Source organism: Oxalobacteraceae bacterium OTU3CINTB1 (genome assembly GCA_024123955.1).
Lineage (GTDB): Bacteria > Pseudomonadota > Gammaproteobacteria > Burkholderiales > Burkholderiaceae_D > Rugamonas.
In genome coordinates, this window is sequence record CP099652.1 from 6,846,528 (window position 1) to 6,868,374 (window position 21,847).

Here is a 21,847-nt window from a genome sequence, read left to right on the forward strand (position 1 = left end):
CTTGTGAACATTTGATATTTTAAGTATCGCGGAACCGAAGTCCCGCGTGCACTTTCATCAAACGTCCACACTTATCGACTGTTAATTTTTAAAGAACTTTGTTTGGTACTGCTTGCTGAAGAAGCGTTGTGTTCATCAGCGAAGAGGCAAGATTATGAACTGTTTCGTTTATCTCGTCAACTCTATTTTTTGCCCCGCTTCACTCTGCAACACCTTGTTCTGCGTCGCCGTTTTGCGGGGAGGCGAACTATAACAAAGGGTTCGACTGCTGACAAGAGCGACAGCGTAAAATGTCGCTTTTACCGATCCAAAGCGCGTCATGTCCATCCTGCTCACCACCCTCAACGCCCGCTACACCCACGCCTCGCTGGGATTGCGCTATCTATTAGCGAATATGGGAGAGCTCCAGGAGCAAACGCGCTTGCAGGAATTCGTCATCGGCGCCAAGACCACCGAGATCGTCGAACGCATCCTGGCGCACGCGCCGAAGATCGTCGGTTTCGGTATCTATATATGGAACGTCGAGGAATCGACCAAAGTTATCGCCATGCTCAAGCGCGTGGCGCCGCACGTGATGGTGGTGCTGGGCGGGCCTGAAGTGTCGTACGAATCGAACGAGCAGGAAATCGTCAAGCTGGCCGACTACCTGATCACCGGCTGGGGCGACGTCACCTTCCCCAAGCTGTGCGGCGAGATCCTCAACGGCCCTAAACCGCTGATGAAGGTGCACGCCGGCGTGCAGCCGCCAATGGCCGAGATTAAGCTGCCCTACTCCCTCTATACCGACGACGATATTAAAAACCGCACGATCTACGTGGAAGCCTCGCGCGGCTGCCCGTTCAAGTGCGAATTCTGCCTGTCGGCGCTGGACAAGACGGCCTGGCCGTTCGCGCTGGAGAGCTTCCTGGCGGAGATGGAATTGCTGCACGCGCGCGGCGCGCGGCTGTTCAAGTTCGTCGACCGCACCTTCAACCTGAATATCAAGACCAGCCTGAAGATCATGCAGTTCTTCCTCGATAAGCTGGAGGCCAACCCGGACGATCCGGTCTACGCCCACTTCGAGCTGGTGCCGGACCACCTGCCCGACGCACTGAAAGAGGGCATCAGCAAGTTCCCGCCTGGCGCGCTGCAGTTCGAGATCGGCATCCAGAGCTTCAATCCGGCGGTGCAGACGCTGGTCAGCCGCAAGCAGGACAACCAGAAGGCCGCCGACAATATCCGCTGGCTGACCGACCACTCCAACGCCCACATGCACGTGGACCTGATCGCCGGCCTGCCCGGCGAGACGGTGGAGAGCTTCGCCGAAGGCTTCAACAAGCTGTGGGCGCTCGATCCGCACGAAATCCAGTTCGGTATCCTCAAGCGCCTGCGCGGCACGCCGATCATCCGCCACACGCAGGAATTCGGGCTGGTGTTCGAGCCGTATGCGCCCTACACCATCCTGGCCAACCGCGATATCGACTTCCCGACCATGCAGCGGCTGGTGCGCTTCGCCCGTTATTGGGACCTGGTGGCCAACTCGGGCCGCTTCGGCAATACGCTGCCGGTGCTGCTGGGGGATTCGGCGTTCGAACATTTCATGGCCTTCTCGGATTGGCTGTACGCGAATACCGACGCCACCCACCGCATTGCGCTGGAGCGGCTGGTGGCCATGGTGTCGCGCTATTTGCAGGAACGCGGAATGGACAAGGCGGACGCCGACGCGCTGCTGGCCAGCGATTACGCCGGCGCCAAGCCGAAACCGGCGGAGACGCCGGCGCCCAAACGGCAGGCGCGCAGGCTGGCCGCCTGATGCCGCCAACCCGCAAACCGGAGCCTGGGGTCGTACCCCACTGGGTACGACCCCGCCTGGCGGTGCGGGTTTCGCCTTTAGCGCATCCTACGAACACCTATGGCGGACCCGGCCAAACTCCCTTAAACTGACGTAATGCCTACAGCCCAAGAGCCTACCCTCACCCTCAATCCTGGTGCCGCCAACGGCCCGTCGGTCGCGGCGGGCGGCACCTGGCAAGTGCACGCTCTGGCGCAGGGCAAGGCGATGGCCACCATCACCGGGCTGCTGAAATCCCTCAAGGCCGACAAAGTCCGCTGGGACCTGTCGGCGATCGACAGCATGGACCATATCGGCGCCCAGCTGTTCTGGAACGCCTGGGGCAAAACCCGCCCGCCCGACCTGCACCTGGCGCCCGGGCAGGAAGAATTCTTCAACCGGCTCGAAACCACCGGCAAGCTCGAACTGCCGCGTCCACGCCAGGCGCGCCTGACGTGGGTGATGAAGCTCGGCTTCGCGATGCTGCTGTTCTTCGAGCACATGGCCGGCTTCATCGCGCTGATCGGCCAACTGACGCTGGACCTGTGGCGCTTCGTCCGCGCGCCGCAACGCGGTCCGTGGAAGGAAATCTCGGCCAACATCTTCCACGCCGGCTTCCAGGCGCTGGGCATCACGGCGCTGGTCGGATTCCTGATCGGCGTGGTGCTGTCGTTCCTCTCCGCGCAGCAGCTGCGCGCCTTCGGCGGCGACATCTACCTGGTCAACCTGCTCGGCATGAGCGTCATCCGCGAACTGGGACCGCTGCTGGCGGCGATCCTGGTCGCCGGCCGCTCGGGCTCCTCGATCACCGCGCAACTGGGCGTGATGCGGGTCACCGAGGAACTGGACGCCATGCTGGTGATGGGCATCTCGCACGGCTTCCGCCTGGTGATGCCGAAAGTGCTGGCACTGGCGATCTCGATGCCGCTGCTGGTGATCTGGACCGATTCGATGGCGCTGATCGGCGGCATGCTGTCGGCGCAGGTGGAACTGGGCCTGTCGCCGCAGTACTTCATCTCCAAGCTGCCGGACGCGGTGCCGCTGGCGAACTACATGATCGGCCTTGGCAAGGGCGTGGTGTTCGGCATGCTGATCGCGCTGGTGTCGTGCCACTTCGGCCTGCGCATCAAGCCGAATACGGAAAGCCTGGGACGCGGCACCACCACCTCGGTGGTCACGGCCATCACCGTCGTCATCCTGGCCGACGCGGTGTTCGCCATCCTGTTCAACGGCGTGGGGTTCTGATGGCCGATCTTGCACTCGTCCCCGAAAAAGCCTGCGGTCCGGGCGCCGGCACCGGTGAGCTGACGCTCGACGGCAGCGTGCCGATCGTCGACATCACCGGCCTGTGGACCAAATACGGCCGCACCGTCGTGCACCAGGACTTGAACCTGGAAATCGAACAGGGCGAGATCATGTCGATCGTCGGCGGTTCCGGCACCGGCAAGACCACCCTGCTGCGCCAGATGCTGGGCCTCGAACGTCCCGCGCGCGGCTGCGTGCGCGTGTTCGGCGAAGACATCAGCGAGATCGGTCCGGCCCAGCTCCAGCAGCTGCGCAACCATTGGGGTATGCTGTTCCAGCAAGGCGCGCTGTATTCGGCGCTGACGGTGTTCGAGAACATCGCCCAGCCGATGCGCGAGTTGCAGGTGCTGCCGGAAGACCTGGTGCGCGACGCCGTGCTGCTGAAAATGAATATGGTCGGCCTGGGACCGGAACATGCGGTCAAGATGCCGTCCGACCTGTCCGGCGGCATGGTCAAGCGCGTGGCGCTGGCCCGTGCGCTGGCGCTGGAGCCGAAGCTGCTGTTCCTCGACGAGCCGACCGCCGGCCTCGATCCCGACCTGTCGGAAGCGTTTGTATCGCTGATCAAATCGCTGCACCGGGAACTGGGGCTGACGGTCGTCATGGTCACGCACGATCTGGATACGCTGTTCGCGCTGTCGACGCGCATCGCCGTACTGGCGGAAAAACACGTGATCGCCCTTGGCCCGTTGCAGGATGTGCTGAAGGTCGACCACCCGTTCATCAAGGAGTTCTTCCTGGGCGACCGGGGACGCCGCGCACTGGAGGCGCTGGACGAAAAAACGCTGGACGAAAAAACCAACAAGGATCACTGATGGAAAACAGATCACACGCACTCACCACCGGCTTTTTCACGATCACGCTGCTGATCGCGGCGATCCTGTTCGGCATCTGGTTCAACCGCGACCGCGTCGAGCGGGCGCCGTACGTGATCGCCACCACGCAATCGGTGCCGGGCCTGAATCCGCAGGCGCCGGTGCGCTACCGCGGCCTGGAAGTGGGCAAGGTCGGCGGCATCGCCTTCAATCCCAAGATGGCCGGCCAGATCCTCGTCACCCTCAACATCAACACCGACGCGCCGATCACCAAGACCACCTACGCCACCCTGGGCTACCAGGGCGTGACCGGCATCGCCTTCATCCAGCTCGACGACGAGCAAACCGGTTCGCCGCTGCTGGCCACCAGCAACGAGGCGCCGGCCGTCATCCCGCTGCGCCAGGGCTTCCTGGACCAGGTGGAAAAACGCGGCAAGGAGATCCTGTCGCAGACCGAGGAAGTGACCAAACGCCTCAACACCCTGCTCAGCCCCGAGAACCAGAAGATCATGCTGGCGGCGTTCGCAGACGTCAGCGAGACCGCCAACAAATACCGCGACCTGCCAGCCAAGCTGGAACCGACCATCGTCAAGCTGCCGGCGCTGGCCAACGAGGTGCAAAGGACGCTGGTCTCCGTCAACGCGCTGGCGACCGACGTCAATCGCCTGACCACCGGCCTGCAAGCGCCGGACGGCCCGATCGCGCGCGTGAGCGGCACCGTCGACCGCATCGGCCTGTCGGTCGAATCGGTGGCCGGCGGCCTGGAACTGGACACGCTGCCGCAAGTGAACTCGCTGGCCGACGACACCCGCTCGTCGATGCGCGCGCTGCGCAAGACCATGAACAAGATTAACGATCGTCCGCAAAGCCTGATCTTCGGCGCTCCCGGCACCCCGCCCGGCCCGGGGGAAGAAGGCTTTACCGCTCCGACCAAATAAGGATCACCGATGACCACGACCCTGCGCGCTCGCGCCACCATCAGCGCCGCCCTCATCGCCGCCGTTTTGCTCAGCGCCTGCGCCAGCAAAGGCCCAACCAATGCCAACTACGACTTCGGCCCGCTGCCGCCGCCACCCCGGACGGCAGGCGCGAACGGCATCGGCGCCATCATCGTCGCCGACGCCACCGGCCCGGCGTCGCTCGACACGGAGCGCATGCATTACCGCCTGCTGTACGCCGACGCGCGCCAGTCGCGCCCCTACGCCTACAACCAGTGGACCAGCACCCCGCTGCAGCTGGTCACGCAGCGCATGAAGGCGCGCATCGCGCAGGCCGGCGTGAAGGTGCTGTCGACCACCGACTCCGCCGCCAGCGTCAACCTGCTGCGGCTGGAGGTCGACGACTTCGCCCAGAACTTCGAGACGGCCACGCAAAGCAGCGGCAATATCAGCCTGCGCGCCTCGGTGTTCCGCAGCCACCGCCTAGTGGACCAGAAGACCTTCACCCGCAGCGCCCCGGCGCCGAGCGCGGACGCCGCCGGCGGCGCGCGCGCCTTGGCCGACGCTTCCGACGCGCTGGCCGCCGACGTGCTGGTGTGGCTGGCGGCGCTGCCGCCGCAGGGGCAATGACACAACCGGCAGCATCGGCGCCGCCAGCTCCGGCGCACGTCCGCAAAGGCTCGCCGCTGTCGCGCGCGGCGCTGCTGGCTTATCTGCTGCTGATCATCTACGCCAGCTGGTTCCCGTTCTCCGGCTGGCAGAACCAGGGCCTGTCGCCGCTGATCTTCCTCGAAACCTCGAGCATGCCGCGCTACTGGACCAAGTTCGACGCCATCATCAACGTGGTCGGCTACGTGCCTTTGGGGGCGCTGATCGTCTACTCGCTGTACCCGCGCATCCGCGGCATCTTCGCCTTCCTGCTGGCCGCCGTGTGCGGGCTGCTGGTGTCCGGCACGATGGAAGCGGTGCAAACCTATCTGCCCAGCCGCGTCTCGTCCAACCTCGACTTCTACACCAACGCCGCCGGCTGCGCGGTCGGCGCGCTGATCGGCGTGCTGACGGTACGGCGGCTGCTCGACGAAAGCCCGCTGCAACGGCTGCGGCGCGCCTGGTTCGCGCCGCACGCCAGCCAGGGCCTGGTGCTGCTGGCGCTGTGGCCGCTGGCGCAGATCTATCCGCAAAGCTTCCTGTTCGGCCTGGGCCAGCTGCTGCCGATCCTGTCGGACTGGCTGTCGCAGCTGCTCGACATGGAGATCGACCTGGCCAGCTACGTGCGCCCGGACATGGTGCTGACGGTCGAACAATACTGGCTGTCGGAGACCATCATCACCGCCTGCGGCATGGTGGGCGCGGCGCTCACCTTGCTGTGCCTGCTGCGCAAGCCGGCCCCGCGCGCGCTGCTGGTGGCGGCCATGATCGGCTCGGCCATCGTCGTCAAGGCGCTGGCGACGGCGCTGCTGTTTTCGCCGGAGAACGCCTTCGCCTGGGTGACGCCGGGCGCCGAGGGCGGCTTCCTGATCGGCGCCATCATGCTGGCCGGCCTGACCTTCGCGCCACAGGTGGCGCAGCGGCGGCTGGGCGCGGTCACCTTGCTGCTGAGCCTTGTGATCATCAACACCACCCCCGCCAACCCGTATTTCGTGGCCACTTTGCAAACATGGGTGCAAGGCAAGTTCCTCAACTTCAATGGCGCGGCGCAATTCCTGTCGCTGCTGTGGCCGTTCTTCGCGGTCTGGTTCCTGTGGTTGCCATCGCACAAGCTCAACAAGGAACCCAGGGAGCCCAGAGAGCCAAACACCGGCGCCGGCCAAGGGCGGGTATCATAGCGCCTCTAGCATTGGCCTCGCTGGCTGACAACTTTTTCCGAGAGAGATAGCCATGAGCGACACTCCGTATTTCAAACACCACGTCTTCTTCTGCATGAACAAGCGTGACGACGGCCGCAACAGCTGCGGCGACCACGGCGCCGAAACCGCCCAAAAGCACGCCAAGAAACGCTGCAAGCAGCTCGACATCAACGGCCACGGCGGTGTCCGCATCAACCAGGCAGGCTGCCTGGACCGTTGCGAAGAAGGCCCGGTGCTGGTGGTTTATCCCGAAGGCGTCTGGTACACCTACGTCGACACCAGCGACATCGATGAAATCATCGACAGCCACCTGGTACAGGGCAAGATTGTTGACCGTCTTAAAATCTAAAGAGCTATGAACAAGAACGAAAAATTCACCTTGGCGGGTAACGCCGGCCTGATGGAAGGCCAGATCGACTATCCGAAGAACGACACGCCGGTCGGCGTCGCCCTGGTGGCCCATCCGCACCCGCTGTACGGCGGCACGATGGACAACAAGGTGGCCGTCACCCTGGCGCGCACCTTCGCCAGCCTCGGCTACGTGGTGGCGCGCATCAACTTCCGTGGCGTCGGCGCCTCGGAGGGCGTGCACGACCACGGCCACGGCGAGACCGACGACATGGCCATCCTGCACGCCTGGATGACCGGGAAATATCCGGGCCTGCCGGTGGCGCTGGGCGGATTCTCGTTCGGCACATTCGTGCAGTCGAAGCTGGCGCAGCGCCTGGTCGCCGCCGGCACGCCGGCCGAGCGCCTGGTGCTGGTCGGCAGCGCCGCCAAGAAATGGGAGATGGCCGACATTCCAGCCGACACGATCCTGATCCACGGCGAAAATGACGACACCATCCCGCTGATCGACGTGCTCGACTGGCTGCGTCCGCAGGAAATCCCGGTGATCGTCATCCCGGGCGCCGACCACTTCTTCCACCGCAAGTTGCAACACATAAAAAGCTGGGTGACCCAGCTGTGGCGCCGTCCCGGCGACGTTGCCGGTACTGAAACGGACACCGCCGCGGCGGATTAACGCTCTATAATCCCCGCTGTTTTTTTACGCACTTCTTAACCTTATCACCGAATATTAGCCCATGAAAAAATTGATCGCGGCACTGGCCACCAGTGTGATGTTGATGTCCGCCGCTGTGGCCCAAACCCTGCCGCCCCCTACCATCGCCGCCAAATCCTGGCTATTGCTGGACGCCACCAGCGGCCAGGTGATCGCCTCGCAAGATCCCAACGCCCGCGTCGAGCCGGCCTCGCTGACCAAGATCATGACGGCCTACGTCGTCTTCGGCGCGCTGCGCGACAAGAAGGTCACCTTGAACCAGATGGTCAACGTCTCGACCAAGGCGTGGAAGGTCGACGCTTCCAGCTCGAAGATGTTCATCGACCCGGCCACGCCGGTCAGCATCGACGACCTGCTGCACGGTCTGATGATTCAATCGGGCAATGACGCCGCCGTCGCGCTGGCCGAAGCGGTCGCCGGCGACGAATCGGCCTTCGTCGTCATGATGAACAAGGAAGCCGAGCGCATGGGCTTGAAGTCGACCCGCTTCGCCAATCCGCACGGCCTGCCGAGCCCGGATAACTTCTCCACGGCACAAGACCTGTCGGTCTTGGCCAAGCGCGTGATCCTGGACTTCCCGCAGTTCTACAAGATCGACTCGGTCAAGAGCTTCACCTACAACAAGATCACGCAGCCGAACCGCAACCGCCTGCTGTGGCTGGACCCGACCGTCGACGGCATGAAGACCGGCCACACCGAAGCGGCCGGCTATTGCATGATCGCCTCGGCGCGGCGTCCGAACGGCGCCAGCGAGCGCCGCCTGATCTCGGTGGTGCTGGGCACCAATTCCGACAACACGCGCACGCAGGAAAGCCAGAAGCTGCTGAACTGGGGCTTCCAGAACTTCGACACGGTCAAGCTGTACTCCAAGGGCCAGGCCATCGCGACGCCGGAAATCTGGAAGGGCTCGCAAAGCGCGGTCAAGATCGGTTTCACCAGCGACGTGATGGTGACGGTGCCGAAGGGTGTCGCCGCCAAGATGAAGCCGGTGCTGGAGCGTAAGGACCCGCTGGTCGCGCCGCTGCCGCTGAACACCCGCGTCGGCTCGCTGAAGATGATGGTGGACGGCAAACCGCTGCTGGAACTGCCGGTGGTGGCGCTGGAAAACGTCGAAGAAGCGTCGATCTTCGGCCGCGCCTGGGATTCGATTCGTCTCTGGATGAACTAAAACAGCCGATTTGGCCCTGGAAGTGCAAATACACGTGGAGGCACGTAGGGCGGATTAGCGCAGCGTAATCCGCCATTGCGTGCGTTTCGACGGCGCATGCATAGGCGGATTACGGCGTGCCGCCTAATCCGCCCTACGTGTTTCCCGTGTTTCCCGTGTTTCCCGAGTCTCCTGTGTAACGCATCGATTCCTGTGCCCATCGAAAGGCGGCTTGTCCGCATTCCGCCAATCCCTCAGGCTCCATCCCCAGCGTCCGCGCGATCTCCAATGCCCGCTCGACCTTGTCCCGCTCCAGCAGCAGCACCATCATCAAATACGGCCCGTAAACACCCTCGCTGCCCAGCAGCACATCGCGGATGTCGTCCGACAGATGCATCTTGCCGACCAGATTGGCCATCGGCACGCCCAGCAGCACATCGAACAGCGACAACAACCCCACCAGGAACAATTCGTCCCGCTTGGCCAACGGCAGCGGACTGCACGTCTCCAGGAAACGCGCGCGCGTCAGCGCCACTTCCAGCAGCGACGCGTCGCGCTCCCGATTGGCGCCGCCGCCCAGCCGGAACATCGACACCGTCAACCCGCGATACAGCTGATTGCGCCCCAGCACCATGAACGCCTGCTGCAGGCTGGTGACCTTGGTGGCCTGGCCGTTGCTCGGCGCATTGGCCCATTGCAGCACCTGGAACGTCATGCCGGGGTCGCGCTTGGCCACCTCGATCATGGCGGGCAGTTCGGCGTCGGTACGCAGCAGGTTCAGCAGCTCAATCGACGTCATCCGGCTTTGATCGATCTTGGCGTCCGGATCGACCTGGTCGCTGGTGGTGAGGTAGTGGCCGAGGAAATAATCGCAGCCCCACGACAGGCACATGCGCTGCTCGTCCCACGACTCGACGCCGTCCACCGCCAGCATCATGTCCGGATAGCGCATGCGCAATTGCTTGGCGAGCGTCTGGAAATCCGCCAGCGCATGTTCATTCAAGTACAGCATCGCCAAGTCGCACAGCGCCAGCAGCGGCACGTCTTCGGCGTCCAGCGACAGGCCGCGCAAGGCGACCTTGCAGCCGGACTGGCGCAGCGCGGCCATGCGCTCGGCGATCTGCGTCACCGGCAGGTCGGTCGCCTTGCGATCCAGCATAAATATGGTGTGCGGCGCGATCAGCGGCAGGTAATGTCGGGATGCCACAGCATCCATGCTCAGCTGCACCAGCGACAGGCGGTCCTGCGCGAACTCGGGCAGGCGGGCGGCGGCCATGGTGTCGATCGCCAGCTGCTCGGCCAATGGCAGCCCGTTGGCGCCCACGGGAACCGAGAACCGGTAGCCGCGCAGGCGGCTGCGCGTGTCGACGATCTCGGCGCGCACGACGATGGCCTCCGGATCGCCGGCGGAAGGCTTGACCGCCGCCGGCACCGGTGGCGGCTCCGGCGGCGGCTCCATGAGGGACACGCCGGCGGCAGGTGTGGCGGGCTGCGCCTTCGACCTCAGAAAAGACAAAAATCCCACGTCATACTCCTCTGCGGAAGCGTTTTTCTGCAACGATGATACCGTGGAACGGTTGGCGCACAACTTGTGCATGGCGAAAAAACTGGGGCGGTGCGACGCAATCTCTGTAACTTAAATACAGGGTTCTCGTATAATCTGCGCACTCCCGCCACCTGTGAAAGCACGCTCATGAGCTACGTTCCGCCGACCGACCTGTCCTGCCCGTCCATCGTCACCAGCAAGGGTGGCCCGACCTTGTCGCGCATCGTCGCCGGCATGTGGCGCATGAACGAATGGAACCTGACGCCGCAGCAACGGGTGTCGTTCATCGAGCAGTGCCTGGAAATGGGCGTGACCAGTTTCGACCACGCGGACATTTACGGCGGCTACGGCGTGGAAGCGGTATTCGGCGAGGCGCTGGCACTGCAACCATCGCTGCGCGCGCGCATGCAGCTGGTGAGCAAGTGCGGCATCAAGCTGATCAACGCGGCGCGCCCGGACCATACGATCCAGCACTATGACACCAGCGCCAGCCATATCATCGCGTCGGCGGAAAACTCGCTGCGCCAGCTGGGCACCGATCATCTGGACCTGCTGCTGATCCACCGTCCCGATCCGCTGATGAATTTCGACGAGATCGCCGAAGCGTTCGGCCGTCTGCGCCAGGAGGGCAAGGTGCGGCATTTCGGCGTGTCCAACTTCAGCCGCCACCAGTTCGAGAGCCTGAACCGCCGCATCGCGCTGGCGACCAACCAGGTGGAGTTCTCCCCGCTGTGCGTGGCGCCGATGTTCGACGAGACCTTCGACGGCTTGCAGGATCTGGGGGTTTCGCCAATGATCTGGTCGCCGCTGGCCGGCGGCCGCCTGTTCAGCAAGGACGATGCGGCGGGCGTGCGGGTGAGCGCGGTGATCCAGAAGATCGCCGACGAAGTGGGGCGTCCGTTCGGCAGCGTGGTGTTTGCGTGGATTATGCAGTTGCCGAGCCGTCCTATTCCGCTGACCGGGTCGGGGCGGATTCAGGCGGTGGCGGAGGCGGTGGAGGCGGCGCAGTTCACGTTGAGCCGCAGCCAGTGGTTTGAGATCCTGCGCGCGGCGCGCGGGCACGAAGTCGCCTGACCCGCGCCAGGCGCCGCCTCAAATGTCGTCATAGACGACCGGCGGCGCGATCCCCTTCCAGCCCTTCTTCCAGGCCAGGTTCAGCGCCAGCGTGAAGGCGATGTACACCACGAAGAACAGCACGAAATACGCGGCCTGCAACCAGGCCAGCAAGCCCAGATTCACCACCAACAACGCCAGCGCGCCCCAGCTCTTCTTCTGCTTGGAACTTGGGAAGCGCACGGTCGACACCATCAGCGTGCCGACCACAAACAACAGCAACACGACCAGAATCGCATGCCATGTGGCGGCCGCCGGGTCCGGCCAGGCCACCACCACCGACGCCACGCAAGCCGCCCCCGCCGTGATCGGCATGCCGACGAAATAGCGCGGGTCGGTCCGGCCGACACTGACATTGAAGCGCGCCAGCCGCAATGCCCCGCAGGCGACAAAGAAGAAGCTGGCGATGCCGCCGGCCCGCAGCAGGGTCGGATGGTCCACGCCCAGTTGCACGAATCCATAGCAATACAGCAGTAGCCCCGGCGCGCAGCCGAAATTCATCACGTCGGCGATGGAGTCGAGCTGCATGCCGAACTCGGACGAGGTGTTGGTGGCGCGCGCGACAAAGCCGTCGAGCGCGTCGAACACGCCGGCCAGCACCAGCAAAATGGCCGCCAGCCGGTAGTCCTCGGCGGACCCGACGAGCGCGTTGTCGACCGAGATGACGATACTGCCGAAGCCGCAGGCGATGGACATCAACGTCACCATACTGGGCAGAGCGAACTTGGCGCGCCGTACGCGCGCTTGATTGATAGGTTTCAAATGACAACTTCCAGGTTAAGCATACCCTCGGCGCCAGCGGATGGCTGGCTGAAGGGCTAGCTTACCATTTTACGCAAGCCGTCCCGTACGAACCGGTCCGGCTAGCATATTGCGTGCCGCGGTGGCCCAATCTGGCTTAGAATCGCTGTAGCCAGTCCGGGCGAAAAGCCCATACGCACAGGAGTTTTCAACATGGCAAACCATAAGAGCCGGCAACTCTCCCGCTCCCCGTTGCCGGCGGCAATGCTGCTGATCGCCGCGCTGCTCGCGGGCTGTGGCGGCGGAGGCGGCGGCAGCAGCAGCCAGACCGCGCCAACGACATCGAACAATCAGACCACTCCGCCGGTGCAAGAACCCGGCGCACCCACGCTGACGGGCAACACCGCTTTGGACGGCTACAACTGGCTCAATTACCGGCGTGCCCAGCTGGGATTGTCGGTGCTGTCGCGTAACAGCCAGGTCGATACGGCCGCGCTGGGACATTCCAACTATCTGCGCCTGAACAACACCGTCACCCACGAACAAATCGTTGGCGCGCCCGGCTTTACCGGCGCCACCCTGACCAACCGCCTGAGCGCGGCCGGCTATGGCCTGGTCGGCGGCCGCGCGATCGGCGAAGTCATCTCCGCCACGACGAACACGTCCGGCTTTTACCAGGTGGAGGAGCTGATCACCGCGATCTATCACCGCTTCGTGATGTTCGAGCCGGTGTTCAAGGAAGTCGGCACCGGCGCCACCACCGTCTCCGGCGGCTACACCTACTTCACCGCCGACCTGACGGCAACCAACGGCCTGGGCGCCGGCATCGGCGCGGGCAGACTGGTCAATTACCCGATCAGCAACCAGACCAACGTGCCGACCAGCTTCTCCAGCAATACCGAATCGCCCGATCCGGTGCCGAACCAGGACCTGGTTGGCTACCCGGTCAGCGTCCACGCCGACAGCGGCCGGGGCGGCGCCGGCGTGGTGGTGCGCAGCTTCACCATCGCGCCGCGCGGCGGCAGCGCGCTGAACACGCTTCTGCTCAGCAGCGCAACCGATTCGCGCACCTCTTCCGCAGGCGCGGCGATCATTCCGCTGGCGCCGCTTCGCCGCGGCACCGTCTACGATGTCAGCTTCGACGGCACGGTGAACGGGGTGGCGGCGCCGCGCACCTGGTCGTTCACGACCATGCAGTGACCCTCGGCTGAATCCGAGCGGACACCCCATGCGTTGTTGCGGCCGGTAAGGTCTGCTATCGTACGGCTACACTCCAGTTTCCGTACGGCTTAGACCAACCACCGATCCGCGATAACGCCCCGCCCATGACACTTTCCAGCACGCCAGCCTCACCGGTTCACGCCGAGGGCCATATCCTGCAAGTGGAAACCGGTTTGCAGCAGTTGATGGGCGACCGCGCCCTCTACCTGCAAATCCTGCGCCGCTTCCGGCAACGCTATCAGGACAGCGCCAACCAGGCGCGCAACGAACTGACGGCCGGCGACGCCACCGGCGCGCAACGCATCATTCACACGCTCAAGGGGGCGGCCGGCATGATCGGCGCCCAGCAGGTCTATCTGTTGGCGGGCACGCTGGAGCAAGCCTGCGCCGGGCCGGCGGCGTTATGTATGGGTCCGCTGGCGCAGCTGGAGCACGCGCTGCGCTGCCTGATGGGCACGATCGACGCGGCGTTGAACGCGGCCGACGAGCAACCGCCGGCCGAGCCGGCGTCCAGCGGCCAGCATCCGCCGGAGACGCGCATGCTGGTGCAGCATCTGGCCAGGCTGCTGGAAGAAGGCGACGGCGCGGCCATCGATGTGCTGGAGCAGTCGGCGACGGTGCTCGCGGCGAGCTTGGGAGTGGCGGTGTTTCAGGAGGTGACCGAGGCGGCGCATCAGTTCGACTTCGAGGCGGCGCTGGCGGTGCTGCAGGCGGCGAAGAACTAGTCTTCAGCGCGTAAATTCTTTCTCTTCGTCGAAGGCGTCGGCGCATTCCTTGTCGCAGAAGCGTTTGACGTTGTCGAGCGGCTTCTCGCAATACCAGCACGAGCCCTTGGGCGGCAGCATTTGCCGCGTGCGGGCCGGCGAGACAGGCGCCGCCATCGCCGGGGGCGCCGTGCCGGCGCCATCGTCCGGTACGCTTTCTTGTGTCGGTTCCACGATCCCCTCCGTTCCAGGCAGTGCCCAAGTCAACGTTGCAAGGTTACTTCAGCGGAATATCTCAAGCATGAGAATTCTCAAGGCCGCGCCGGTTTTGAGCCATGTGTTGGAAACCGAACACTCATTTGCGACGAATCAATCATAGCAGGTTCGGACAACCGGCCACAGCCGCCGAATCGGCAAAAAATGCGCCCATACGACACTTTTCCAGCGGCGCCTGTCGCGCCTGCGGGGGCGCTCATAGGGGATAAATATTTTTTAATTGAAAAGTCGAAAATGATAGTGAGTCGCTGTGAAATTGTGGCTTCAGGGCATCGCCGGCATCCCCATGGCGAGTCAGGCGGCTTATAATCATTACACCATTATCATTCCCGCCTGGAAAGTTCGAATGCCTGAAACTGTTCATGCTTCCCCGCCTGCGACTGCCGGCCACTCCCACCTCTCCACCCGCGCGCTGGCGCTCGCCGACCTCGGCCTGATCGTGCTCGACGCCGGCCAGCGCATCGTCTTGTGGAACCAGTGGATGGCCAGTCACTCGGGCCAGTCCGCGCACCGCGTGATGGGCAACGACCTGTTCGACGTGTTTCCAGAATTGCGCGGCCAGCGGCTCGAGCAGGCCGTGCACAGTGCGATGCAAAGCAAGACGCCGCAGCAGCTGTCGCCGGGACTGAACCGCTCGCCCTTCCCGCTGTTCCCGACCGGCACCTGGGGTGGCGAGCGCATCGAGCAGTCGGTGTCGGTGACGCCGTTCACCGAAGGCAAGGAACGCTTCTGCCTGATCCAGGTGAGCGACATCAGCAGCACCGTCGGGCGCGAGCGCCAGCTACGCGGCCAGGCCGAAGCGCTGCGCGCGCAATCGTACGTGGACGGGCTGACCGGCATCGCCAACCGGCGCCATTTCGACGTCGCGCTCGACCGGGAACTGCGGCGCGCCCAGCGCAACGGCGGGCAACTGTCGCTGCTGCTGATGGATATCGACTCGTTCAAGGCCTATAACGACCACTTCGGCCACCAGCAGGGCGACGCCTGCCTGACCCTGGTCGCGGAAGCGTTCGCCGCCATGCTGCAGCGGCCGGCCGACCTGGCCGCGCGCTACGGCGGCGAGGAATTCGGCGCCGTGCTGCCGGACACGGGCCCGGAGCAGGCGGCGCTGGTCGCCGAGACCATCCGCGCGCGCATCGCCGCACTGGAGGTCACGCACGCGCCCGCCGCCATGCGTCCGTATGTGACAATGAGCATCGGCGTGGCCAGCTTCGTCAAGGACCGGCTGTGCACCGCCGAAACCATGCTGGCCGCCGCCGACAGCTGCCTGTACGCCGCCAAACACGCCGGACGCGATTGCGTCATTGTTCACAAACTGGAAGAAACCAACGCATGAAAATTCGCCCTGCCTTTAGCTTCGCATCGATTCTGTCCGCCGCCGTCGCCACCGCGTTGGTGGCCTTTGGCACCCCGGCCGCATTTGCCGCCTCAGCCTCCACTGCGCCGGCCGCCTGCACCGGCACCGCGCCGTCCGGCGAACTGACCGCGCAGCGCATCGTCGCCGCCAACCCGACGCGCTCCGAGCCTGGGCTGTATGAAGGTCCGGTATGGATCAAGGACGCGCTGTATTTCTCCGACTTCACTTTCGGGCCGGGCTTCCCGTCGCGCATTCAAAAGCTAGATTCGAGCGGCAAGGTCACCACCCTGATCGCTGACAGCGGCAGCAACGGCCTGGCGGTTGACGCGCAGGGCAACATCCTGGCGGCCACGCACAAGTACAAAAGCGTCTCGCGCTACACGATGGACGGCAAGCGCAGCGATGTCGTGACCAAGTACAACGGCAACGTCTTCAACTCCCCTAACGACATGGCGCTGGCCGCCGACGGCACCCTGTACTTCAGCGACCCGGCCTTCCAGCGCGACGCCGCCCCGGGCGGGCAGGACAAGACGCGCGTCTACCGCGTGGCGGCCGACGGCACGGTGACCGTGGTCGACGACACGCTGACCAATCCGAACGGCGTATCGCTGTCGCCGGCAGGAGACGTACTGTATGTGAACGGTATGGTTGGCGAAAAAGGCGTGCTGCGCGCGTATCCTATCGTCGGCGGCAAGCCTGGCAAGGGACGCGACCTGGTCAATGGCCTGGGCATCCCGGACGGCATGGCGATCGACTGCCAGGGCAACGTCTACGTCACCGAGCACACGGACCAGCGCATCCGCGTATTCACGCCGCAGGGCAAGCACATCGCCACGATCAAGGTGGATGCAAATGTCACCAATGCCGCGTTTGGCGGCGGGGATGGCAAGACGTTGTTCATCACCGGCGCGGGATCGGTGTGGAAGATCGCGTTGAACGTCAGCGGCTTGCCGTACTGATCTCGTGGGGGGCGGATTTGGCGAAATGGATGTGGTCAGCGTCGTCGGCGACTCATACATGGCCGATTACGCTTCGCTAATCCGCCCTACGTAATTTAGAACCTGCTTATAATTGCTCTCAGATTGGGGCGAAACAGGTGCAACGATGTCGCAAGATCTCCGCGAACTTGAACAACGCATCTCACAGCTAAACGATGCGGACAAGGCGCATCTTTTGTTCTTTTTGCTGGAATCACTGGAATCTACAGATCGCGATAATATCGAAGAGGCTTGGCGCATTGAAGCCGAAGCTCGCCTGGAGGCGGTCGGACGTGGAGATGCGATCACCGTCCCGGCACAGGAGGTATTTACCAACCTTGACCGACGCTAAGCCACACAACCACGTAGGGCGGATTAGCGCAGCGTAATCGGCCACGCTCCGTCGGCGGCTTATGCTGGATCAAGGTACCTCGGCAAGCCAGATCCACACCCCATGCAGAGCCCGTGTAGCAATGGCGGACCTGACCCCGGAGTTTATTTGCCGATACAGAACCGGCTGAAGATAACGCCCAGCAAATCGTCCGACGAGAACGCGCCCGTGATGCTCGACAGCTGCGCCTGCGCCAAGCGCAATTCCTCGGCGAACAAATCCAGCGACTGATCGTTTTGCGCCGCGTGCTCCCCTGCCCGCTCCAGATGCGCGCCGGCGTTCTTCAGCGCAATCAGGTGCCGCTCGCGCGCCAGGTACAGCGACTCACCCGTCTGCTGCCAGCCGGCGATGCGCAACAGTTCCTTGCGCAGCAGGTCGATGCCGATGTTCTCATGCGCCGACAGATACACGTGCGTCGCGTCCGGCATCGCATCCACGCTCGGCTTGTGGCCCGACAAATCGATCTTGTTCCAGATGCGCAGCACGGGTACTCCCGCCGGGAAGGCGGCGACGATGTTTTCATCCGCGCGCGACGGGCCGTGGTCGGCGTCCAGCAGGTGCAGAATCACATCAGCCTTGCCGACCTCGCCCCAGGTGCGCTCGATGCCGATGCGCTCGACCACGTCCAACGTCTCGTCCGCGTGGCGGATACCGGCCGTGTCGATGATGTTGAGCGGAATGCCTTCGATCTGGATCGTCTCGGTGACCTTGTCGCGCGTGGTGCCGGCGATCGGCGTGACGATGGCGACATCCGAACCGGCCAGCGAATTGAGCAGCGACGATTTGCCAACGTTCGGCTGCCCAACCAGCACCACGCTCAGCCCCTCGCGCAACAGTGCGCCCTGCGCGGCCTGCTTGAACACCTGGTCCAGCGCGCTGACGATACCCGCCAACTGCCCACGCGCATCCGATTTCTCCAGGAAGTCGATCTCCTCCTCCGGGAAATCCAGGGTCGCTTCGACCAGCATGCGCAACCCGGTCACGCCCTCGACCAGCTTGTTGACCGTCTTCGAAAACGCGCCCGACAACGATTGCGACGCCGACTTGGCCGCCGCCTCGGTCGACGCGTCGATCAGATCGGCCACCGCCTCGGCCTGCGCCAGGTCGAGCTTGTCGTTCAGATACGCGCGGCGCGTGAATTCGCCCGGCTCGGCCAGCCGCAAACCCAGCTCGGCGCCCGCCTCCAGCACGCGCGCCAGCAGCAGTTGCAGCACGATCGGTCCGCCATGCCCCTGCAACTCCAGCACATCCTCCCCTGTGTACGAGTTCGGCCCCTTGAACCAGATGGCGATGCCCTGGTCGATGATGGCGCCGTCGGCCTGCGTGAACGGAATGTAGGTGGCGTGGCGCGGCTTGAGCGCGGTGGCGCCGAACAGCGCGGCGATCAGCGGTTGCAAGTTCTTGCCGGAGGCGCGCACGACGCCGATGCCGCCGCGTCCCGGTGCGGTGGCGATGGCGGCGATGGGGGAGGAGTCGATATTCATGGGCTAATTGTAGAGGATATAAAAAAAGCCCGCGATCAACACGGGCTTCCTGGCAACACTAACGGCTAAGGTTTACGCCTTGGCCGGTTCCGGCGTCGCAAATTTTTTGGTGATCACATACTGCTGGCAAATCGACAGCACGTTGTTGACCACCCAGTACAGCACCAGGCCGGACGGGAAGAAGAAGAACATGACCGAGAACGCCAGCGGCATGAACAGCATGATTTTCGCTTGCATCGGGTCGGCCGGCGCCGGGTTCAGCTTGGTGGTGATGTACATCGAGATCGCGTACAGCACCGGCAGGATGAACCATGGGTCCGGCGCGGCCAGGTTGGTGATCCAGCCGATCCATGGCGCGCCACGGATTTCAATCGCCGCCTGCAGTACCCAGTACAGGGCGATGAAGACCGGCATCTGCACCAGGATCGGCAGACAGCCGCCCAGCGGATTGATCTTCTCGGCCTTGTACAGTTCCATCGTGGCCTGATTCATCTTGGCCGGATCGCCTTTGTAGCGCTCGCGGATGGCCTGCATCTTCGGCGTGACCAGCTTGACCTTGGCCATGCTCTTGTAACCGGCGGCCGACAGCGGGAAGAACAGCAGCTTGATCAGGATGGTGAAGACGATGATGGTCCAGCCCCAGTTGCCCAGCACGCTGTGGATGTGGTCCATGACCCAGAAGATCGGCTTGGCGATCACCGCCAGCATGCCGTAGTCCTTGACCAGTTCCAGGCCAGGGGTGACTTTTTCCAGGATCTTCTCAACCTGCGGGCCCGAGTAGAGGCGCGCGCTGTTGCTGACCGTGGCGCCCGGCGCCAGCGTGCCCAGCGGCTGGATGGTGCCGATCGCGTACTGGTTGGTCGTCACTTTCTTGGTGAAGATGGTGCGCGGGGTCTTGTCCTGCGGGATGAAGGCGGAGACGAAGAAGTGCTGGGAGATCGCGACCCAGCCGTTGTCGGCCTTGGTCGGATGCTCCTGGATCACGTCCTTGCCCGACTTGGCGGCGGACTCGGCGTCCTTCTCCAGGGTTTCGAACTTCAGCTTGTGGTACTTGTCGGCCGCCGTGTACAGGGTCGGGCCGGTGTAGCTGCTATTGAAGAACGAGTCGCCGGCCGGCTTGTTGCCGTCGTGGACCAGCTGCATGTACAGCTCCGGCTTGACCGGCGCGGTGCCGACGTTGGTGACGTCGTGGCGCACATCGATGACGTAGTCGCCGCGCTTGAAGGTGTAAGTCTTGGTCAGCTTGACGCCGCCCTGCTCCGAATCGAGCACCAGCTGGATCTGGTTCGAACCGTCGAGCACGCGCGGACCTGGACGGGCGACGAAGCCGGTCGTGTGGTTCGGCAGGCCGGCCGCGCCGATCAGGCCGGTCTGGCCCAGATAGGTCTTGCCGGTGGCGCTGTCGACGTCGAACAGCACCTGGTTCTTGTGGGTGTCGACGCCGTCCTTGTAGTTGAGCAGCTCGAGGCGGCGAATGGTGCCGCCCAGGGTGTCGATGTCGACCTTGAACAGGTCGGTCGTTACGGTGATGCGCTCACTCTTGAACGGCGCGTCGGCTGCGGGCGCGCCCGGCAATGCGGCGGCGCCGGCGGTCGTCGCTGTGGCGGCGGTCGGCAGTTCCGATTTCTTCGCCTCGGGCGCCTTGGCGGTTTGGGCCGGTGCCGGGGCGAACATGGAAGGCTGGCCGGTCGAGACCATCCAGTTGTTCCATAGAACTACCAGCGACACGGCAAACACGATCCACAGGATGGTACGTTTATTGATATCCATTAGGGTATTTATCAGGAGTGGTTGCAACCGCAAGCGGTCGTTGAAGAGGAATTCTTGGCATCCGGCGCGTCCTTCGGAGGCACCGGATCGAAGCCGCCGTCGTTGAACGGATGGCAGCGGCACACGCGTTTGGCGGCCAGCCAGCTGCCCTTGCCCGCTCCGTGCACCTGCAACGCTTCCAGCGCGTAATTCGAGCAGCTCGGATAGAAGCGGCAACGCGGCCCCAGCAGCGGACTGATGGTCAGCTGGTAGGCGCGCAGCAGGAAGCGGAGCACTTTGGTCATGACGGCGTAAGTGGAGGCGTGGCCACCGAAGGCAAGGCCGCCGCCGGCGCTGCCGCCGAAACTGACTGCGCGGGCGCGGAGGTCTGCGCCTGCGCCGCCTGCCGGCCGGACAACTTGGCCTGCGCGGCGAACAGGCGCGCCAATTCCACCCGCAGCGCCCGTTTGAGCGCGGCAGTGGTGGCGGGACCGTCCTTGCTGTTGACCGGCTTGGCCAGGCGCACCACGCAATCGATGGCGGGCAGGCCGGTCACGCGGAACAGCTCGCGGGTGACGCGCTTGATCGTGTTGCGCGTGACGGCCCGGGGCGCAAAGCGCTTGGCCACCACGACGCCCAGCCGCGCATGCGGCAATTCGTTCAGACGGGTGTAGAGCACGAAATGCGCGCTTTTTTGCGTGGGGCGCAAACGAAAAACGGATGAAAATTCATCCGTTTTAACGATACGCCGAACGCGCGCGAAGTCGTGGGAACCTTCGCCTGTCGAGCCGCTTGAAATACAGCTTTCCACGCGATCAGCTAACAAGCAGGTGGCTTATACAGCCAGACGCTTGCGGCCTTTTGCGCGACGTGCGTTGAGCACATCACGGCCACCACGGGTAGCCATACGAGCGCGGAAGCCGTGGGTGCGTTTACGACGCACGACGGAAGGTTGGTAAGTACGTTTCATGTTGGTCTCGCTAAAAGCAGAAAAAAATACAAAATCGGGCCAGCGCCCGTCAATTTTTGGTGCCAATGACACTTCGCGCACCCATGCCAACGCTACCGGCACAGCTGGGTCCATCTCATCGCCCGCTAATCCACGCTTACTCCATATTGACGTTCAAGTGAATAAACACGGAATACGGGCGGGGAACCCTGAATTATCAGCATTTCGGCCCTGCTTGTCAACAACAGATCCGGATTGCCGGCGATTCCAGCTCAGCCGAAAGTACGAAAATAAGCGGCGTGCCTGTGGATAACTTTAGCGAGCGAGAGTAGAATAGCGCGTTACGTGTGGCGAACCCGCGGCGCAACAGCCCCGGTCCACACCCTCATCAGCAGTAGAGAATAGATAAGATTC

Annotated in this window: 23 protein-coding genes; 15 read left to right on the top strand and 8 right to left on the bottom strand. The window is 63.8% G+C overall.

The window, feature by feature from the left end:
• The first annotated feature begins 319 nt into the window (after positions 1–319).
• From NHH73_29885 to NHH73_29925, 9 genes are all read left to right on the top strand, one after another.
• Positions 320–1,792, top strand: a complete 1,473-nt coding sequence (locus NHH73_29885) for a DUF4080 domain-containing protein (GenBank protein USX26695.1) — start codon at positions 320–322, stop codon at positions 1,790–1,792.
• Between the two features lie 135 nt (positions 1,793–1,927).
• Positions 1,928–3,055: an ABC transporter permease gene (locus tag NHH73_29890; GenBank protein ID USX26696.1), complete on the top strand. Its 1,128-nt coding sequence runs from the start codon at positions 1,928–1,930 to the stop codon at positions 3,053–3,055.
• Positions 3,055–3,930, top strand: coding sequence for an ATP-binding cassette domain-containing protein (locus tag NHH73_29895; GenBank protein ID USX26697.1), 876 nt, complete (start codon positions 3,055–3,057; stop codon positions 3,928–3,930). The genes NHH73_29890 and NHH73_29895 overlap by 1 nt, the downstream gene beginning before the upstream one ends.
• On the top strand, positions 3,930–4,868 hold the full coding sequence (locus NHH73_29900) for an MlaD family protein (protein USX26698.1): 939 nt from the start codon (positions 3,930–3,932) through the stop codon (positions 4,866–4,868). The genes NHH73_29895 and NHH73_29900 overlap by 1 nt, the downstream gene beginning before the upstream one ends.
• A gap of 9 nt (positions 4,869–4,877) precedes the next feature.
• Positions 4,878–5,498 carry an ABC-type transport auxiliary lipoprotein family protein gene (locus NHH73_29905; GenBank protein USX26699.1) on the top strand — a complete coding sequence of 207 codons (621 nt, stop codon included), beginning with the start codon at positions 4,878–4,880 and terminating at the stop codon, positions 5,496–5,498.
• Positions 5,495–6,694, top strand: coding sequence for a VanZ family protein (locus tag NHH73_29910; GenBank protein USX26700.1), 1,200 nt, complete (start codon positions 5,495–5,497; stop codon positions 6,692–6,694). Before NHH73_29905 ends, NHH73_29910 begins: the two co-directional genes overlap by 4 nt.
• Before the next feature lie 52 nt (positions 6,695–6,746).
• Complete coding sequence (locus tag NHH73_29915; GenBank protein ID USX26701.1) at positions 6,747–7,064, top strand: (2Fe-2S) ferredoxin domain-containing protein; 318 nt, start codon at positions 6,747–6,749, stop codon at positions 7,062–7,064.
• 6 nt (positions 7,065–7,070) lie between these two features.
• Positions 7,071–7,739 (top strand): alpha/beta hydrolase, encoded by a 669-nt coding sequence (locus NHH73_29920; protein USX26702.1) that lies wholly within the window; start codon positions 7,071–7,073, stop codon positions 7,737–7,739.
• 61 nt (positions 7,740–7,800) lie between these two features.
• Positions 7,801–8,946: a D-alanyl-D-alanine carboxypeptidase gene (locus NHH73_29925; protein ID USX26703.1), complete on the top strand. Its 1,146-nt coding sequence runs from the start codon at positions 7,801–7,803 to the stop codon at positions 8,944–8,946.
• 133 nt (positions 8,947–9,079) lie between these two features.
• On the opposite strand, the gene NHH73_29930 is transcribed toward NHH73_29925, so the two are convergent.
• Positions 9,080–10,450, bottom strand: coding sequence for an HDOD domain-containing protein (locus tag NHH73_29930; protein USX26704.1), 1,371 nt, complete (start codon positions 10,448–10,450; stop codon positions 9,080–9,082).
• A gap of 168 nt (positions 10,451–10,618) precedes the next feature.
• Here NHH73_29930 and NHH73_29935 point away from each other — a divergent pair, with 168 nt between their 5' ends.
• Positions 10,619–11,545 carry an aldo/keto reductase gene (locus NHH73_29935; GenBank protein USX26705.1) on the top strand — a complete coding sequence of 309 codons (927 nt, stop codon included), beginning with the start codon at positions 10,619–10,621 and terminating at the stop codon, positions 11,543–11,545.
• A gap of 18 nt (positions 11,546–11,563) precedes the next feature.
• Here NHH73_29935 and pssA read toward each other — a convergent pair whose 3' ends face one another.
• Positions 11,564–12,346, bottom strand: a complete 783-nt coding sequence (gene pssA / locus NHH73_29940) for a CDP-diacylglycerol--serine O-phosphatidyltransferase (protein USX26706.1) — start codon at positions 12,344–12,346, stop codon at positions 11,564–11,566.
• Positions 12,347–12,538: 192 nt separating this feature from the next.
• Between pssA and NHH73_29945 the strand changes: the two genes are divergently transcribed.
• The gene (locus NHH73_29945) at positions 12,539–13,525 is read left to right on the top strand and encodes a CAP domain-containing protein (protein ID USX26707.1); all 987 of its coding nucleotides are present in this window, start codon (positions 12,539–12,541) and stop codon (positions 13,523–13,525) included.
• Positions 13,526–13,650: 125 nt separating this feature from the next.
• The gene (locus tag NHH73_29950) at positions 13,651–14,271 is read left to right on the top strand and encodes an Hpt domain-containing protein (protein ID USX26708.1); all 621 of its coding nucleotides are present in this window, start codon (positions 13,651–13,653) and stop codon (positions 14,269–14,271) included.
• Between the two features lie 3 nt (positions 14,272–14,274).
• On the opposite strand, the gene NHH73_29955 is transcribed toward NHH73_29950, so the two are convergent.
• Positions 14,275–14,484: a hypothetical protein gene (locus tag NHH73_29955; protein USX26709.1), complete on the bottom strand. Its 210-nt coding sequence runs from the start codon at positions 14,482–14,484 to the stop codon at positions 14,275–14,277.
• Positions 14,485–14,872: 388 nt separating this feature from the next.
• Between NHH73_29955 and NHH73_29960 the strand changes: the two genes are divergently transcribed.
• The 3 genes from NHH73_29960 (at position 14,873) to NHH73_29970 (ending at position 17,212) form a co-directional block, all read left to right on the top strand.
• Positions 14,873–15,862: a GGDEF domain-containing protein gene (locus NHH73_29960; protein USX26710.1), complete on the top strand. Its 990-nt coding sequence runs from the start codon at positions 14,873–14,875 to the stop codon at positions 15,860–15,862.
• Positions 15,859–16,842 (top strand): SMP-30/gluconolactonase/LRE family protein, encoded by a 984-nt coding sequence (locus NHH73_29965; GenBank protein USX26711.1) that lies wholly within the window; start codon positions 15,859–15,861, stop codon positions 16,840–16,842. Before NHH73_29960 ends, NHH73_29965 begins: the two co-directional genes overlap by 4 nt.
• Positions 16,843–16,987: 145 nt before the next feature.
• On the top strand, positions 16,988–17,212 hold the full coding sequence (locus tag NHH73_29970; protein USX26712.1) for an addiction module protein: 225 nt from the start codon (positions 16,988–16,990) through the stop codon (positions 17,210–17,212).
• Positions 17,213–17,355: 143 nt separating this feature from the next.
• Here the strand turns inward: NHH73_29970 and mnmE are convergent, their stop codons facing one another.
• The 5 genes from mnmE to rpmH form a co-directional block, all read right to left on the bottom strand.
• Positions 17,356–18,735, bottom strand: a complete 1,380-nt coding sequence (mnmE, locus tag NHH73_29975; protein USX26713.1) for a tRNA uridine-5-carboxymethylaminomethyl(34) synthesis GTPase MnmE — start codon at positions 18,733–18,735, stop codon at positions 17,356–17,358.
• A gap of 72 nt (positions 18,736–18,807) precedes the next feature.
• Complete coding sequence (gene yidC, locus NHH73_29980) at positions 18,808–20,505, bottom strand: membrane protein insertase YidC (protein ID USX26714.1); 1,698 nt, start codon at positions 20,503–20,505, stop codon at positions 18,808–18,810.
• A gap of 11 nt (positions 20,506–20,516) precedes the next feature.
• Positions 20,517–20,789: a membrane protein insertion efficiency factor YidD gene (gene yidD, locus NHH73_29985; protein USX26715.1), complete on the bottom strand. Its 273-nt coding sequence runs from the start codon at positions 20,787–20,789 to the stop codon at positions 20,517–20,519.
• On the bottom strand, positions 20,786–21,229 hold the full coding sequence (gene rnpA, locus NHH73_29990) for a ribonuclease P protein component (protein USX29751.1): 444 nt from the start codon (positions 21,227–21,229) through the stop codon (positions 20,786–20,788). The genes yidD and rnpA overlap by 4 nt, the downstream gene beginning before the upstream one ends.
• A gap of 90 nt (positions 21,230–21,319) precedes the next feature.
• Positions 21,320–21,454 (bottom strand): 50S ribosomal protein L34, encoded by a 135-nt coding sequence (gene rpmH, locus NHH73_29995; protein ID USX29752.1) that lies wholly within the window; start codon positions 21,452–21,454, stop codon positions 21,320–21,322.
• Positions 21,455–21,847 lie beyond the last annotated feature (393 nt).

Coding starts and splice junctions, on each gene's coding strand:
- NHH73_29915 (USX26701.1), top strand. CDS start 6,747: ATGAGCGACACTCCGTATTTCAAACACCACGTCTTCTTCTGCATGAAC.
- yidC (USX26714.1), bottom strand. CDS start 20,505: ATGGATATCAATAAACGTACCATCCTGTGGATCGTGTTTGCCGTGTCG.
- NHH73_29925 (USX26703.1), top strand. CDS start 7,801: ATGAAAAAATTGATCGCGGCACTGGCCACCAGTGTGATGTTGATGTCC.
- mnmE (USX26713.1), bottom strand. CDS start 18,735: ATGAATATCGACTCCTCCCCCATCGCCGCCATCGCCACCGCACCGGGA.
- NHH73_29905 (USX26699.1), top strand. CDS start 4,878: ATGACCACGACCCTGCGCGCTCGCGCCACCATCAGCGCCGCCCTCATC.
- NHH73_29895 (USX26697.1), top strand. CDS start 3,055: ATGGCCGATCTTGCACTCGTCCCCGAAAAAGCCTGCGGTCCGGGCGCC.
- NHH73_29965 (USX26711.1), top strand. CDS start 15,859: ATGAAAATTCGCCCTGCCTTTAGCTTCGCATCGATTCTGTCCGCCGCC.
- rpmH (USX29752.1), bottom strand. CDS start 21,454: ATGAAACGTACTTACCAACCTTCCGTCGTGCGTCGTAAACGCACCCAC.
- yidD (USX26715.1), bottom strand. CDS start 20,789: ATGACCAAAGTGCTCCGCTTCCTGCTGCGCGCCTACCAGCTGACCATC.
- NHH73_29970 (USX26712.1), top strand. CDS start 16,988: ATGTCGCAAGATCTCCGCGAACTTGAACAACGCATCTCACAGCTAAAC.
- NHH73_29935 (USX26705.1), top strand. CDS start 10,619: ATGAGCTACGTTCCGCCGACCGACCTGTCCTGCCCGTCCATCGTCACC.
- NHH73_29950 (USX26708.1), top strand. CDS start 13,651: ATGACACTTTCCAGCACGCCAGCCTCACCGGTTCACGCCGAGGGCCAT.
- NHH73_29920 (USX26702.1), top strand. CDS start 7,071: ATGAACAAGAACGAAAAATTCACCTTGGCGGGTAACGCCGGCCTGATG.
- NHH73_29960 (USX26710.1), top strand. CDS start 14,873: ATGCCTGAAACTGTTCATGCTTCCCCGCCTGCGACTGCCGGCCACTCC.
- NHH73_29900 (USX26698.1), top strand. CDS start 3,930: ATGGAAAACAGATCACACGCACTCACCACCGGCTTTTTCACGATCACG.
- NHH73_29890 (USX26696.1), top strand. CDS start 1,928: ATGCCTACAGCCCAAGAGCCTACCCTCACCCTCAATCCTGGTGCCGCC.
- NHH73_29885 (USX26695.1), top strand. CDS start 320: ATGTCCATCCTGCTCACCACCCTCAACGCCCGCTACACCCACGCCTCG.
- NHH73_29910 (USX26700.1), top strand. CDS start 5,495: ATGACACAACCGGCAGCATCGGCGCCGCCAGCTCCGGCGCACGTCCGC.
- NHH73_29945 (USX26707.1), top strand. CDS start 12,539: ATGGCAAACCATAAGAGCCGGCAACTCTCCCGCTCCCCGTTGCCGGCG.